The organism is Bacteroides sp. AM16-13, assembly GCF_003602705.1.
GTDB classification, from domain to species: domain Bacteria; phylum Bacteroidota; class Bacteroidia; order Bacteroidales; family Bacteroidaceae; genus Bacteroides; species Bacteroides xylanisolvens.
The window spans coordinates 1-14,630 of record NZ_QTLK01000028.1 but is presented as its reverse complement, the minus strand read 5'-3'; the positions used below and the strand labels follow the sequence as shown (position 1 = coordinate 14,630).

Here is a 14,630-nt window from a genome sequence, read left to right as displayed (position 1 = left end):
TCGAAAATTTTTAGTTGAAAGTTAACTAAAAACCACAAGTTCTTCTTAATTTAGCTACTTGTGACTCCCACAATTCTTTCATATCATCCACTTCATCCGGCTCTGCGAAATCGGTAATTTCCAACACATAGTCACTAGTCAGCTCATTATAAGTCATCTTGATTTCAAAATAATCGCGTTCGTTTTCATCATCCTGCCAACGGAAGCGGATAAAAGAGAAAGAGCGAATGGCAATAATCTCTGCTTTCCTCAGCTCTGTCTTCCCCCAATGAAACTCTACTATTTTATCGTCAGAAATAACTTTGTCGGCAAACCAGTCCTCCAACCCGGTCGGTGTACTTATAGCTGACCAAAGAATATTTTTAGACGTTGCATTCAACAAATACTCCAAATGAATCTTTTCCTTTTTCATAGCAATTTCGAATTGTTTTTACGTGTGCCAAGATAAATACTTTTTTCTAAATACATCGCATAAATCAGACACTTTATTTAATTATTCTTTCATTATCGGACCTCAAACTCCCTGTTTATAGGGAAAATCAAAACCCTTCTTAAAGAAAAAACACAAAAAAGTTATGAATTGTTTTGGAGATTATAAAAAATCATCTATCTTTGCACCCGCAATCGAGAAACGATGGCGGGATAGCTCAGCTGGTTAGAGCGCATGATTCATAATCATGAGGTCCCCGGTTCAATCCCGGGTCCCGCTACTTGATAAGAATAAGGCATTTGAGAGGCTTCCACTCTTGGGTGCCTTTTTCTTTTATACATCAATTGGTGGCAGGTGACGCTATAGGTGACGCTAGTTAACGACTTCCTAATTGCCTGTTCTGATTTGACATTAAGTTTATCATCACAAAAATACGAAAAATCTATTTCTTAATAAAGAAATGTATAGAATACAATAAAAAAAACAGCAAATGAATTTCTTCAAATGCTGTTCTTTCTATGCACGATAGGATGATTTACCTTTTTATCATCTCATAGTTTTCTTCTGAATTCTCATCTGTAGCAGTAATATGTAACTCTGTCTTAGTCAGTTTAGTTATCGTTATCGACTTACCCGCTAACCAACCAGAATCTCTCAAAATAAGCTTATTACCATTAATAGAACTTGCAAAATAATAAGTATGGCTACCGTCACTATATCCTCCATTGCCGTCTGTATCTTCAAAGAAGATATATTCTCCAGAGACATCCTCTGTCCAATTCTCCTTTTGATTATTGTCATCATACTCCCAACCATAACATTTAATCATATCCCAAGTACCTTGAAGATTAGCCAAAGAAATTTCGACTGAATTTTCTTCTTCATCATCGTCGCTACAAGAAGTAAAACCTGCACATAAAGCAATAACCAATAAAGTTGCAAAAAATCTAAATGTTTTCATATTCTGTAAATAATCTTTTCGTTAATAATTTAATTTGTAGTATAAGCTGCTCAAAAAATGAGTTGGCTACTTAAAAGATAGTAGCAAAAGTTGTTTCTTAATGTCTGATTCGTAGTTATATATCGTTTTATCTACCCTGTTCCCTTTGGATAGTATTATACAATGAGAAAAGCGTGGGAACTTGAATATCACAGTTCAGAGGTATCGCCAAACACCCACAACTCAATGATAAACAAGCCCACGCCAAACGATATATAGACTATCTTAACAAGATAGGTATATAACATTGACGTGAGCGTTCTTGCTTATCACCTTGAGTTGTTCATTAAATTGGCGATTTTCTGAACAAGGTAATATCTTAAACGCTCTTCGTTAACTAATATGTCCTTTCAGCCCCAACACATTAGGTATCTGAAATTGCCACAAAGTTACGAAAAGCGTTTGTAATAGCAAGAACTATTGTTTATTAAAAGTTGAGAGCTGTCTCTTCTTAGTAAATCCAAGTAGGTAGAAAATTTGTGATTGCCTATATAAGAGCAAAATCTTAAAATTTTCTACCCAACTGATAATTTATACCTATGGCTTTATAAACTGATTTTTTATCCGTTGAACGGTGGAAATACCAATACTTTGTAGCTTAGCTATATTTCTGATTGAATAGCCTTTTCTTAGTAAAGCAATGACTTCTTTATATTCCTCTTTTTTCTTATCATCCGTTTTGGTTGAACCTGTCTTTCTGCCAAGTTTACCACCTTTGGCAATATAATTTGCCCTACCACTATTCAAACGGTATTGGATATTACTTCTTTCGATATTTGCCATTTCCGCAAGTACTGTCACCATGATAGATGCTATTGGATTAACTTCTCCATTTGCTTGCAAAGTATATAAGCCCAAGTTCTGTATGTAAACCGATACTTTCGATTCATGCAATATATCTAAAGAGCGAAGAACCTGTAATGTACTTCTTCCTAGTCTTGACAATTCAGACAAAAGTAGAATATCCACAGATTCACGTTTACAGTATTTCAAACATTCTCCTAAAATCTGTCTTTCCTCTATTTTCTTTGCACCTGAAATATGCTCCTGGAATATGTTTACTATTTCTATATCTTGTGAGATAGCATATTTCTTTAAATCCTCTATTTGTCTGCTCGTGTCCTGTCTGTCATTACTTGAAGAAACACGAGCGTATATTACGGCTGTTTTCATTTTATTCTTTGATTAAATTGATAACATGAAAGAATGTGTTCAAACCAACTTTGCAGATTTATTTGAACACATTTCTATTTTGAACACTAACGAGGTTTATTCGCTTCCTCAATATCCCATAAACCTATAAAAATCACAAGCCATATCAACGGCACACACGCACTAATCATAGCCAATACCACAAAAAAGAGCCAAACAAGTATCTTATAATAAAACATGATTCTTTGTTTTACGTAGTTAATAAAATAGGAGAATACCCATTTCTGAATATTCCCCTGTTTAATCAATCAATAAACCACTTATATTTAGTGTCTCCATGCAAAGCGGCATTTATTCCCGTTGCTATTTCGGTTGCATTTACCGCTCTATCCAAAAATGAATCGATATACGAATGGGTTTTGCACGCTCCAGTTAACAAATTGTACAATTTCCACATACTAATATCATTTCCCAAGCTCCCAAAGTTCTTATCATTGATATATGCTTTTGCAACTGTATTTATTTGTGAATCAGTGATAAGCATTTTAGGAATATCTTTCTGATAACCTTGTGGTAATGATTGATAAAGTCTCATTCTCCCAAGTAATTGGCAAAATTGATGTTCTGTGAGATATGAGTTACCAAGTGTTTGCAATAAATGTAGATGTTTTGCAGGTTGGTAACTCTGAAACATTTCCAATACTGCTTGATATAAATCCCTTGTATTAGTAACTTCCAAGCAACTAAGAAAACCGTCTGTTGACACACACAAGTTTGTGCATACTTTACAAATAAAGCCAATAAACACTTTAAAGCGTTCTGCTCCTTTCTTTGAATAAAGATTAGTGTGATTATAAGCACGAACACCACCAATAGTTAATATTAACTTATTCCCGTTCACCGTTTCGTAAATCGTAGGAATCTGAATAATAAAAGCACATCTTTCGTAGTAGATAGTCTTATCACTTTCAAGAAGTTGATTAGCGGGTTTGTGTATTGCTTCGGGTATTCTCCCCTTGATAATGTGACTTACACGAATATCGGGCTTATCAATACTTTCACCACTGAAAAACGTATTTGCAGCGTCATAAACAGTATCAATAAATGCAGGGTGAGGAATTGTAAGCTCATTATCTTTGGCAAATACGGGTGTAATACAATCTTCTTTTAAATGTTGCATTGTTACCTCTAACGTATTGGCTTCCAAGAAATGAGGATTCTCTTTCTTTACCTGTGGTTGTTCTTCGATTATTACCGCTTCTTCTGCATATTCACCAAAGTTACTTTCCCTTCTTACCTGTGGCACATTGCCAATAATTTGTAAATTTCTCATAACGAATAAAATTTTAAATGATTTATAAATTGATTACGTGGATTGAAATATATTTCGTTTCTCTCCAACTACCCTCGGGGGGCGTAAAAGTGTACTCTTTTCACCCGTACGTAACTTTCAATTCAGTAAATCATAGGAGAAGTAAGCTGATATATATTTAAGCTCTTATTTTTATAGGTAGGGGGATTATATATAAGTACCTGTACTTTATTGCACGCATATCTTTCTACTCTCCACAAATGGAACTACTTTAGACCATTACAGAATGTGGCATAACCATACAACCAATGTTTGAAAAATGAGTATCATTCATTTTTTAGCTTCCCCAATTATTCGTAAATTTGTGTATCCCATGAAGGAAGGATTACCGTATTGTATTGAGGGCTTATTATCTCCATTTCGCAATTACTACCAATACGGTAATTTACCTTTTTCACAATCTCCCATAGATAAAGCCATGTCTGATAGATTTTATTGCAGTCGCCTATATACTAGTATTAGACGACCTTTCTCATTTTTGTAGCATAACCATAAAAAGTAGGGCAATTTGACGTCTGCCCTACCGCTTGTGGTTATGATCTTTTTTTCATATTACCTACCATGTCAGAAGTATATACCTATCAAGAATTACGTGAATTAGCCTTGAAACACGGAATCAGAGATAATAAAGTCCATATCGGTGTATGGATACAAACACAAGGCTATCAAAAACAGAGAATACAGATTAACCACATTAGAAAAACATTTTATTTAAAATCCCATGATTGAGACAAGAATCCCAATAACACCTGACACAAGTACCACCCTTACAGATGAGACAACAGAACACATTGTTAATCACAAGGTAACAATCAAAATAGACAGAGATTATTTAAGAAAGAAGTATGCAGAACTATACGAACAACTGGCAAAAATAAAGCTGCCGCCCTCTTACAAGAAGAAATAAGTCCTCCGGTATCACCGACAACGTGTAAATCATCGTTAATAAAGCAATACTTACAGCCATTAACCAACGATATATTTATTCATATTTTTCTATTGTCATATAAGTAGCATAATTAAAATAATCGTATTTTTGCAGAAAAAGATTATTATGGTAGCTACAACTATTCATTTATTTATGGCTCTTGCATTATTTCTTATCCAAAACTGGATTGGAAGTAAATCTTATTCAAGAGGATATGTAAAATTTTCCCTATTAGACGATAAAGATGAAGCTTTATCTTTTAATTTTGTTATAAAAGTTTTTGGCCCAATTGTCTATCTTATTATTATGGTTGCAATATTACAATATTTTCATTGCAATCAGTTCCTATTTAACATCATAAATGTTGTCTATTATTATATCCTAATTAGGATTATAACTATATTTTTATACGAGCGTTCAAGTATTGTAAACTGGTGGAGGATAATATTCTATTACTCGTCCATTTTAACAATATCTTCAATTATATGTAGCAAATTCATTAACTCTGTAGATAATCTATTACCTGATTTTTTTGAAATAAAAAATGAAATTTGGCTATTGATAATTATATTTTTATACCAAGTAGGAAACAGAACAGAAGAAATATTACCAAAGGAGCCGTATGAGACTTCAAGGGCTTATCTACCAGAGCTGAAACAAAGAAAGAAAAGATATATCCTAAAAAAATATTCACATTACAAGAAAGAATATTGGAATATAATAGACAAAATTTCCAATCAAAACATACAAATAAACACTACAATTATTGCCATTCTAATTTTTGAAAATTTCAATAGACCACCAATTATTAGATTTGTCGAGCGTTGTCTAATTAAAATAACAAAGAAAGAAATGACGTTAGGGATAATGCAAGTATCTTCCAATAGAGCCATAAGTGATACTCAAAGTGTTGTTATAGGAACAGAAAATCTTTGTTCTAAATTTCGAAAGAATCAAAAGGAAAGCGAAACAGCTAGATTTCGACTAATGATAAAGCATCATTGTCCAGATAGAAAATATATTCGACAAGTTTTATTTATTACCAAATGTATTATTGATAATCTAGATAATCGCTATGATTATAGTGACTTGTATAGTGAAATAGAACATGAATTTGAGCTTTATGAAACCATTTAATATTGAAAGTATGGATAATAAGAATAATAACGTTAAAAATTATATTGAACAAGGAAAAGAATTAAAGAGTGGACAAATAGCATCAAGCCATTTAATTAAAACTCTAGAAATCTACGGTTTCATTCCTGTTAAAACAGGAAGAATCATCTATAATGAAATTATAGATATCCACCCAAGAATAGATACTTTCGCTGTATATAGTAATAGAATCGTATCAGATAGCAAAGCACTACCATACTATAAAAAAATTTCATATAACCAGGAAGACATTGAATGCGACGTAAAATATGTCTATTCTCCTAATTTAAATTACGATGTAATATTAAAATGTCTTTCTTATTTAGATACTGGTAGATGCAATGGTTTCAAAACACATGACGAAGCAATTAAGTATATCAGCAGTATCATAAATAACAATATCGTTGTTTTTAAAACAGAATCGGGAGAAAACGAGCAAGTAAACACCAAATTTCATCTTGGTAATAAACATCAAGCTTTTCATATAGCACCTAAAGGTTCATTTGTTATGTATAGACAACCCCATGATAATGAACTTGGGTGTTTTTGCTTTGAATTCCAAGTTCTATGTCGATATGTAAACCATATCACAGGCAACGTTTCATACCTAATTTTAGACCCTTCTGAAATAAATATATTATGATAGTTTCGCAATTCTATTCTCTATCAGACACTTTTAAATTTGGTCAATACAAGGGCATGGCATTAAGCGATGTTATTGACTGGGATTATCAATATATTTATTGGTGCATGAACAGCATTTCCAATATGGAATTTCTAATTTATGATTCTGCAATAGAAGAATTAAAACAAGTCTATCCCCATTTTTATATATCTAATGATTTTGAAAACAAAAGAATACAAAGATTAGAGGAAGCTAGTAATATGACTACCATGTTAGAAGACAATAATGATTTCTACTACGATAGTGACTATTTTGAAAATAAAACTAATGAGAAATATAATGGCTTCTATGCACAAGATGAAATGGGATACAATGATGATGAAATAGACACTATTTTTGACGGTAATCCAGACGCTTATTGGAATATTGATTGAATAATAAAAGCCGCAGTTGAGCACATTTGTAAGTGTACTCGCTTGCGGCTATTTTTATGGTTTAAAATTAATCAATAAATCTCTTAATCAAATATCCCCTAGTTGGCTTTCCCTCGATTCGTTGAGTTCCAGCTTCCAGTTCAACCCATTCTTTTAAGTCCATAGGCTTCTTCATTCCAAATTGTTGTGCAATCGCCTTCAGTTCCTTAGAAGGCATAAATGCACCAATCGTTAATAATGTTTTTAGGCGTTGACCAATATCACTATCAGCACAAATATTCTCTTTTTTTAAAGCTTCAAGAGCAACTTTTACAGCCTTCATACTTCTTAACTTTTTCACCTGTTCCACTCCCAATTTACACAAAGCGTCTCTTATGAAAGGATATTCTTTTTCAATGCTCTGTTTTGCTTCAATATCCAAACAATATTTCATATCAGCATACAAGATAAATGTTTCCAAGAATGTAGGCTTCTTACAAACAGGCTTTATAAAGTTGTCGTCTAGTTGCACCCATTCCACTTTGGAATGTAATATACCTGCCCTCTCATATTCAGCAACTAAATCTTTCTGTGAACGATATATGCTATTCATTAACCTATAATTATAGAGCACAACTTTAGCTGCCATATCATTAACAATAAACTCATCATTTTTTTCATCATATTTGAGAAATGAGGATTTACCTAAATCTGACTTTTGTTGCTTCTTTGCTCCTATCGAAAGTCGGTTATATGCAGTAGCTCTTTCTTTAGCATATTCCAACTCTTTTTCTATCTCCTTTTTTGCCTTCCCATAATTTTCATAGTAGTCTTTTGGTCTTGTATTAAAAATATGAACAACCAAATTTCTAAACGGATTATTGGTATTTCTTATTCTCCCTGCAATTTGGGGGATATCCATATCAACGCTTAATAGAGTATGTTCATTATGAATATTACTCACGACATAACAGATACCTGTTTCAGAATAAAAATCCACTCCTTCAAACGATTTGGAAGTTATGAAATTAAATTTCTTTGGCGCATCCGTAGAACTAGATATCTGATATTCCCCTAATGTTCTACGGTTCTTGTCTTCATCAGCACAAATAATCCTGCAATCATCATTTGTAAGATGAGTATATTCTAATATTTTCTTTATTTCTGTGACACTGTTTATAAAGAAGTAAGCTTCGTATGATTTCAATTCATCTTTTTTTATATATCCCTCTCTCTGATACGCTTTAATAAGATTTGCAGTAAGCATATAAGCTCTATTGGTTTTATAAGGTAGAATCGTTAAAGGCTCTATATGTTTCCAATCAGCAATATATTCTTCCACGTCTTTTAAAGCATCCGGTTTGAAATCCATAGCAATTGGAGTAGCAGACATAAAACAATATGATTTAAACTCATTAAAATGTTCCAATACTCCTTCTACGGCTTCTTTTCTATAAGAATATATTTTCAAGAGATTATGATATTCGTCAACTAATAACCTATACTCTTTGGGGATAATAAGAGAAACTAGAGAAGGTATCTTATCATAAGTACACATTATTTTTTTCGTTCCTTCTTTAGAAAGATATTCTTTTAATCCTTTCTTTAATGTAGGAGTGAATGTACCATACAATCCGAAAAGATTTCTAACCGGACTCAATCCTGCCTTTCTATTTTCAGCCTTCCACACAATACTATTTCCGTTCTCATCTTTAGGTGGATAACACTTGTTTTCTATTAATTCAGTGGTAGGAACTACAATCACATAATTCTCACCATTTTTAAGAGCAATTGTTGTTCCGCCACAACCTGTGACTACCTTATTAAAGATACAATTATGAGGAAGGTCTTCTAAATCAAGAAAGCCGTCATGTTCTTGGATTTCTAGTTTTTTCATGTCTATTATTCAGAAAAAATTGTAACGCTATCATCGACTACAAAATTAATACTTTATAAATACCTGTACTACTATTTTCCTGACTTTCCATATTTTTTATATAGCTATAATCTGCAAAAAAATGTAACGAGAAAAATCGACAAAAAATAGCATCCTCAAATAGGACATTTTTCAAACAAGGTCTATAAAAGTATTTTTCCGGTAAAAATGTCCTTCACATTATAATATTTCTTCAATCAGCAAATAACATCTTTCACCTTTGATTTTACATTCGGACACCATAAAAAAATCGCATATAGTCTTACTTGTTATGGCTTTAGGGGGATATATATTCAATAGAGCATAAATTCTCTTTATTTCTTCTTTGGTATATTTACGAGTGTATTTTTGACCAACAGTAAATGAGTTCTTTATTAAGCGAATTACCTCCGTTCCGGTTGCCTTCTCGCTGTATTGCTTCTGTATCATGGCTTCCGTGATTTTCTTCTTGGAATATTTGAGTTTTTCAATCACTTCCTTACCTACCGTATCATAAGCTTCAACAATAAATGAATCAGCCGCAATCAAATCCCGCTTGTATTCCAGTTCCATTTCAGTAACACAATCTCCCAACATCTCCAACTGGCGGACTATCTCTTTACGCTTGTCTTTAATGGATTGAGATTTATTTTCCCTCTTTAACCGCTCGCTATCACCCAACGGACAATAGTAGCCCGCATGATAAACAATAAAAGAATCACAGTTATCGTATGCTTTATATAGAGAATTTTCATCATGGAAATAATTTTTCATCAATTCCTCATCCATGTAGTTGTCTATTGCAAACCAATTCTCTCTCCCGTTCCTATCAAGCATCCTATTGAAAGGAAGACTTTCCAATGCAACACGATAAGCATCACGGGAAGCCCTGTCTGTTGCACAATCATAAAAGTTCTTCATCGTTCGGTATATCTCCTTGCTGCAAATAAGATAACCTTTTATTTCCTCTTTGCTTCTTTGGGGCAATCCTTTTTTGGTATTACTTATATAGATAATTGACGAAACTCCATTTCTGAATCGTCCTACTATCTGAATTGCGTCTGTATATGGGTCTATCATAGTATGTTCCGCAAAATAGACATCGGTCAGCATTATAACATGAGGTTGCTCTTCCAACTCCATATCCACAGCATTGAAAAAGCGGCTTGTGAAAAAGTTGTACCGCTTCATTTTATCCTTGTTCCACTCTTCATAAACATTACAGAATCTATTCTTTTTTAGTTTATCAACACTTTTTGGAGCACAAAAGACTGCGGAATCTTCCAACAGGTCTAGTTGCTTCATCAATGAATATATAATATCGGTTGAATTGATAAACACACAAATGGGAAGTGGCGCAGCTTCCTCATTGTCTAGTTTGGATAATACAGTTTTTAATGCTTGCAGTGTATTATTCGTATGATGCAGCCAAAGTTCCTTTTTATAATCGAAGGTCGGCTGTATTTCTATCATTTTAAAATTCTGTTCCTTAAATCGAGGGTCATTCAATTCTATTGGTGTGGCAGAGACCAATGCTTTTTGGTCAAATTTAAAGAAATCATCTATCGGTAGTGTTATGTTATTCCGGTAATCCGCATCCTTCACTAGCTTATGACATTCATCAAACAGAAGAAAACAAGAACAATGCGCACTCATTTCCAGTTCTTCAAATGCGTCCTTTACTTTCTGAAAACTTTCGGGAGTAGTAAGTATCTTATAATACTTATTCTTACTCTTCTCCAAATATTTTATGATATCGTCAGTATATACACCTTCATATACTCCGAACAGATTATCATCTTTATGTTTAGGGTCATTACATTTACCGATAATAACAGGAACATTCGGCTCAATGATAATCGAGTTACGTTTTGCGGTGATTTCTCCATAGGTAGCACCAAGTCCGGTCAACTTCTTATAAAGAATTGTATTCGTGGGAATTTCGGGAAGAACTTCGGTAAGGTATTGCACCCTACCGAGTTCATTAAGATTAATTTCTATTGTCATCTTCCTCATTAACGTCTATCACATCCATTCCTTCATTTTCGTACTCTTCCTGCTTGATTGCATCAAAATCGGGTGCATCTTGCAACAAATTTCCAGGAGTTTTAGCTTCATTAATGAACTGGGACAATTCTTCTACTGGTTTTACATTTAACTTTTTCATACATCTTAAATTTTAATAGATTTATAAATATAGGGAAGGAATTGCGCCTTCCCCCGTTAATAATTCAATTATGCTATCAATTCTTTTTCCAATAAATAATCATATAACTCTTCTGTCCTTTCCAACCGGAAGAAAATCTTTCCTTTTCTGAAAAAAGCACTGGCAGTAATTTTCGCTCCATACTCACGAAACGTAGGAACAAATTGTAATGCTTTTCCCGCTAAAATCAGTTGCTTAAAAATTGATAGTTGAAAATCCTTATCTTCTCCCTCACCATAAGCCGTAACACTATTAGGATTAAAACCAAAATCTTCCGCTTCTCCTGTTTCCAAATAAGTACGTAACCAACTTAATCCTTCTTGATTCAATATCAAACAGAAACCTTGAATCTTTTTGGATTCAATCCAAGCGCATGGATAGTTATCCTTGTTAGTGTAAAACTTAACATTCAATTGCTCACCTCTTTTCATCATTGCCTTTACAGTTTGCATTGCACCTTCATTATCATAAGACTTAACTACTTTCTTTTCTACAAATTCCAAATTCATAATCTTCATTTTTTTTTAAATTAAACATTAATGAATCTCAAACGAGGTGCGCACCTTTGTTTTTGATTACGCTGCAAAACTACGGAGAAATAGAAGCGTATGAAATGAAGAAAAAAACATAAAGAAATCCCTTTTTTTATGCTTAATTCTTTATGTAATCACAAATATCATAAATCACAATATATCAACAAATTATGTATATTTACACAATAATCATCAATTAAATAAAGGCTATCATTTTTTATCTTTATATGTTTTACCAATATGATTTTAAATGTTCAACCGGATTATTGGGAGACGTTTTGCACATGGGGATTTTCCACCAATTTGGACGAACTTCATATTTTTGTAAGTTCCTGATTGTAGCCCGCAAATTCAATATGTCATTTTTAGGACTGTCCTCATCAATCAGTTTGAGATATTTCAGTAACTCAAGAATAAAATTCCCCTCGTTATCTGTTAATCCTTTACCTTTGGCTGCAAATGATGAGTGGCGTAGTAGGTTATATATACTAAGAGTTATCGTATCAAGTATCGCATTTTCGCGTTTCCTGCCTCTTTTACCTATACTGGGATAATCTTTATCCAATTCCGTTTCCGCTTCTTCCAAAGTTGAAACTCCTAAATATTTATCAAGATATGGAGTTATCATATTGAGAAACCAACTATCATCATTCGTAAGTTCTATTTTCTGTTTGTTATATTCAATCGTGACAATATTACTCTTGGTCTTTTTCTTCTCATGAAACATCTTGTAAAGACGTAGCATATCCGGTCTGACAGAATAACTATACTTTAGTTGCGTTGGGTCAGCAATATAATCCTCAAAATCAAAATAGCCATTGGTCTGTGTGTATTTATAGTAGATACTTACAATAAGAAGAATAGCGTAAAATACATCTTGGTCTTGCTGTTCATAAGCTTCGTCTTCATCTTTATTGTATGTATTCCACAATGTTTCAATATACTCGGCTTTAAAATTACCACTTTCAAGGACTAAATTCTTTCCCACAGTCATGCTAAATTCATATTTGTCCTCATCTGTCCCGCAATTAGGATAGGGAATCTCCTGCTCTTCCTTCTTTATGGACAAGTACAAATCCTGTATTTCCATTGGGAACTTATTACCCAAAAGATATACATCAGATATATAGTCCAGTTCATTATGAAACATTGAACGGCTGAATCCCACTTCACTATTCAGCCATGATTCGATTCGTTTTATCGTATTGATTGGTATTATCTGATATTCCATATTTTCAAACTTTGTCACAAAAATAAAAAATGTCGCTTCACCATAAAAGCAAAGCGACATTTTATTTTAAAGAAGATTCTTCATTGCTTCATCTATCTGCTCATTTTCAAAGCTATCAAGATAATACTGTGTCGTTGACAAATTTGTATGTCCCAATGCTTCACTAATAATCGATATATTGACTCCAGAGCGTTTTAACACTGTAGCAAAAGAATGTCTTGCCACGTAGGTTGTTATAGGAATAGAAAGATTCAGAAATTGACCAATCTTTTTAAGATTCCTATTAATACCCTTAGTTACCTTTATTATTCTATCATCTTGCTGTTGCTGTGTTTTATGAATTCTTCTATCAAGAATAGGAAAAATAAAGTCCTTAGGGCTACAACCTTCTTTAGTATATTTCAAAATAATTTCTCGCAGTTGTCCTTGTAGTGCAAAGTTAATAGGCTGTCCTGTCTTATGACGGTTGAAACGTAAACGATTCTCTGTTATATTTTCGTATCTCAAATATGCAATATCAATTAAATTAATTCCACATCCCAAATAACTAAACAAAAACAAATCTTTACTCAAATAAAGTAATGGACTGTGATATTTAGTAATTAACCGTAAGTCCACATTCATTATCCTTTTTATATCTTCTTTCTTTATTGCTCGTTTGGACGTTTTTTTGCTAAATCGTGCGACCTTAAAACGTTTAAAAGGATAATTCTTCTCATGCACAAGATTGTCTTCTATCGCCTTGTTATACAAAGCCCGTAATTCTCGAAATCGAATACCTATAGTATTGCTAGAATTCTCTCGACTTCTCAAAAAAGTCTCATACCTTCTTAACCAAGCCGAATCAATACTCGCAAAAGATATATTCAAGTTACCACAAAAAGCGAAAAGAGAATTATATGTACTGCGATATACTTTAGCATTTCCAATTCTCTTTTCAACTTTCATTATCTCAATTTGTTTTAAAAGATACTCTCCAACCGTTTGAGGAACTACGGTATTCTCCATTTTATCAACTAATGACTGTGGAGTAAAGTTTTTATCCTCACTTTTAAAATCAATAACTTGCTCCAAATACTGTTGCTTTTTAGATTCTATCATCTTCATCAAAACCTCTCTATTGGGACAAATCTTTTTAGGTTCGTTCTTCTCAAAATTCCAAAACTGGGCTCTAATAGATAATCCTAAACTCTTAGTTGCTCTCTTTTTACCCTCACTCACCTTTACAAATAAAGGGTGTTCACCATTTGATAAAGTTTTCGATTTAAAACATACCACACTAATATTTACGCTCATAATCAGAAAGTTATGAACAGTATTTTAGGTGACGCTATAGGTGACGCTATTTTATCATTTTCCCCACAATAAATCTCTTTTTTATCAAATCGCAATATTTTACAAACGTATATATATCACTGATTATCAATAAAAAGGGATAGCTCTGCTGGTAGCTTTCAAAGGCGTCAGCCTTTGGAAGACGCAGATTCATAATCATGAGGTCCCCGGTTCAATCCCGGGTCCCGCTACTTGATAAGAATAAGGCATTTGAGAGGCTTCCACTCTTGGGTGCCTTTTTCTTTTATACATCAATTGGTGCCGGTTTACACTATGGTTTACGGCTCAGTCTGAAACCTTGGGGGATTGCGTTAAAATTCTTATTTTTGCATCAT

The 14,630-nt window shown here is 33.2% G+C and carries 14 protein-coding genes and 2 tRNA genes; 6 read left to right on the top strand and 10 right to left on the bottom strand.

Going from position 1 to position 14,630, the window contains the following annotated elements; genetic code table 11:
* Positions 1 to 25: 25 nt before the first annotated feature.
* The gene (locus DW173_RS19325; RefSeq protein WP_008640713.1) at positions 26 to 412 is read right to left on the bottom strand and encodes an START-like domain-containing protein; all 387 of its coding nucleotides are present in this window, start codon (positions 410 to 412) and stop codon (positions 26 to 28) included.
* 224 nt (positions 413 to 636) lie between these two features.
* On the opposite strand from DW173_RS19325, the gene DW173_RS19320 reads away from it, so the two are divergent.
* Positions 637 to 710: transfer RNA gene (locus tag DW173_RS19320), tRNA-Met, on the top strand.
* 255 nt (positions 711 to 965) lie between these two features.
* Here the strand turns inward: DW173_RS19320 and DW173_RS19315 are convergent.
* From DW173_RS19315 to DW173_RS19300, 3 genes are all read right to left on the bottom strand, one after another.
* On the bottom strand, positions 966 to 1,391 hold the full coding sequence (locus tag DW173_RS19315) for a hypothetical protein (protein WP_048697546.1): 426 nt from the start codon (positions 1,389 to 1,391) through the stop codon (positions 966 to 968).
* Positions 1,392 to 1,967: 576 nt separating this feature from the next.
* Positions 1,968 to 2,603, bottom strand: a complete 636-nt coding sequence (locus DW173_RS19310; RefSeq protein WP_060451305.1) for a recombinase family protein — start codon at positions 2,601 to 2,603, stop codon at positions 1,968 to 1,970.
* Between the two features lie 283 nt (positions 2,604 to 2,886).
* A complete protein-coding gene (locus DW173_RS19300; RefSeq protein ID WP_120145021.1) occupies positions 2,887 to 3,915 on the bottom strand; it encodes a DUF3871 family protein in 1,029 nt (342 codons plus the stop codon).
* Between the two features lie 760 nt (positions 3,916 to 4,675).
* On the opposite strand from DW173_RS19300, the gene DW173_RS19295 reads away from it, so the two are divergent.
* The 4 genes from DW173_RS19295 (at position 4,676) to DW173_RS19280 (ending at position 7,096) form a co-directional block, all read left to right on the top strand.
* Entirely contained in the window at positions 4,676 to 4,861 is a 186-nt protein-coding gene (locus tag DW173_RS19295) for a hypothetical protein (protein ID WP_049701761.1), read from the top strand.
* 147 nt (positions 4,862 to 5,008) lie between these two features.
* Positions 5,009 to 6,019, top strand: coding sequence for a hypothetical protein (locus tag DW173_RS19290; RefSeq protein ID WP_120145020.1), 1,011 nt, complete (start codon positions 5,009 to 5,011; stop codon positions 6,017 to 6,019).
* Positions 6,006 to 6,680, top strand: coding sequence for a hypothetical protein (locus DW173_RS19285; RefSeq protein ID WP_120145019.1), 675 nt, complete (start codon positions 6,006 to 6,008; stop codon positions 6,678 to 6,680). The genes DW173_RS19290 and DW173_RS19285 overlap by 14 nt, the downstream gene beginning before the upstream one ends.
* The gene (locus tag DW173_RS19280; RefSeq protein WP_049701758.1) at positions 6,677 to 7,096 is read left to right on the top strand and encodes a hypothetical protein; all 420 of its coding nucleotides are present in this window, start codon (positions 6,677 to 6,679) and stop codon (positions 7,094 to 7,096) included. Before DW173_RS19285 ends, DW173_RS19280 begins: the two co-directional genes overlap by 4 nt.
* 67 nt (positions 7,097 to 7,163) lie before the next feature.
* Here DW173_RS19280 and DW173_RS19275 read toward each other — a convergent pair whose 3' ends face one another.
* From DW173_RS19275 to DW173_RS19250, 6 genes are all read right to left on the bottom strand, one after another.
* Complete coding sequence (locus tag DW173_RS19275) at positions 7,164 to 8,972, bottom strand: DEAD/DEAH box helicase family protein (RefSeq protein WP_182281640.1); 1,809 nt, start codon at positions 8,970 to 8,972, stop codon at positions 7,164 to 7,166.
* A 219-nt stretch (positions 8,973 to 9,191) separates the two neighbouring features.
* The gene (locus DW173_RS19270; RefSeq protein ID WP_120145018.1) at positions 9,192 to 10,997 is read right to left on the bottom strand and encodes a DEAD/DEAH box helicase family protein; all 1,806 of its coding nucleotides are present in this window, start codon (positions 10,995 to 10,997) and stop codon (positions 9,192 to 9,194) included.
* A complete protein-coding gene (locus DW173_RS19265; protein ID WP_007754371.1) occupies positions 10,981 to 11,157 on the bottom strand; it encodes a hypothetical protein in 177 nt (58 codons plus the stop codon). Before DW173_RS19265 ends, DW173_RS19270 begins: the two co-directional genes overlap by 17 nt.
* 68 nt (positions 11,158 to 11,225) lie before the next feature.
* Positions 11,226 to 11,714: a hypothetical protein gene (locus DW173_RS19260; RefSeq protein ID WP_007754370.1), complete on the bottom strand. Its 489-nt coding sequence runs from the start codon at positions 11,712 to 11,714 to the stop codon at positions 11,226 to 11,228.
* A 247-nt stretch (positions 11,715 to 11,961) separates the two neighbouring features.
* Positions 11,962 to 12,960, bottom strand: a complete 999-nt coding sequence (locus DW173_RS19255; protein ID WP_196046077.1) for a hypothetical protein — start codon at positions 12,958 to 12,960, stop codon at positions 11,962 to 11,964.
* A gap of 66 nt (positions 12,961 to 13,026) precedes the next feature.
* On the bottom strand, positions 13,027 to 14,256 hold the full coding sequence (locus DW173_RS19250; protein ID WP_120145017.1) for a site-specific integrase: 1,230 nt from the start codon (positions 14,254 to 14,256) through the stop codon (positions 13,027 to 13,029).
* A 133-nt stretch (positions 14,257 to 14,389) separates the two neighbouring features.
* On the opposite strand from DW173_RS19250, the gene DW173_RS23855 reads away from it, so the two are divergent.
* A tRNA-Met gene (locus tag DW173_RS23855) sits at positions 14,390 to 14,486 on the top strand.
* Positions 14,487 to 14,630 lie beyond the last annotated feature (144 nt).

Excerpts from the sequence above, each read along its gene's own strand:
- DW173_RS19310 (WP_060451305.1), bottom strand. The coding sequence starts at position 2,603 with ATGAAAACAGCCGTAATATACGCTCGTGTTTCTTCAAGTAATGACAGA.
- DW173_RS19275 (WP_182281640.1), bottom strand. The coding sequence starts at position 8,972 with ATGAAAAAACTAGAAATCCAAGAACATGACGGCTTTCTTGATTTAGAA.
- DW173_RS19270 (WP_120145018.1), bottom strand. The coding sequence starts at position 10,997 with ATGACAATAGAAATTAATCTTAATGAACTCGGTAGGGTGCAATACCTT.
- DW173_RS19290 (WP_120145020.1), top strand. The coding sequence starts at position 5,009 with ATGGTAGCTACAACTATTCATTTATTTATGGCTCTTGCATTATTTCTT.
- DW173_RS19250 (WP_120145017.1), bottom strand. The coding sequence starts at position 14,256 with ATGAGCGTAAATATTAGTGTGGTATGTTTTAAATCGAAAACTTTATCA.
- DW173_RS19325 (WP_008640713.1), bottom strand. The coding sequence starts at position 412 with ATGAAAAAGGAAAAGATTCATTTGGAGTATTTGTTGAATGCAACGTCT.
- DW173_RS19255 (WP_196046077.1), bottom strand. The coding sequence starts at position 12,960 with ATGGAATATCAGATAATACCAATCAATACGATAAAACGAATCGAATCA.
- DW173_RS19300 (WP_120145021.1), bottom strand. The coding sequence starts at position 3,915 with ATGAGAAATTTACAAATTATTGGCAATGTGCCACAGGTAAGAAGGGAA.
- DW173_RS19285 (WP_120145019.1), top strand. The coding sequence starts at position 6,006 with ATGAAACCATTTAATATTGAAAGTATGGATAATAAGAATAATAACGTT.
- DW173_RS19260 (WP_007754370.1), bottom strand. The coding sequence starts at position 11,714 with ATGAAGATTATGAATTTGGAATTTGTAGAAAAGAAAGTAGTTAAGTCT.
- DW173_RS19315 (WP_048697546.1), bottom strand. The coding sequence starts at position 1,391 with ATGAAAACATTTAGATTTTTTGCAACTTTATTGGTTATTGCTTTATGT.
- DW173_RS19265 (WP_007754371.1), bottom strand. The coding sequence starts at position 11,157 with ATGAAAAAGTTAAATGTAAAACCAGTAGAAGAATTGTCCCAGTTCATT.
- DW173_RS19280 (WP_049701758.1), top strand. The coding sequence starts at position 6,677 with ATGATAGTTTCGCAATTCTATTCTCTATCAGACACTTTTAAATTTGGT.
- DW173_RS19295 (WP_049701761.1), top strand. The coding sequence starts at position 4,676 with ATGATTGAGACAAGAATCCCAATAACACCTGACACAAGTACCACCCTT.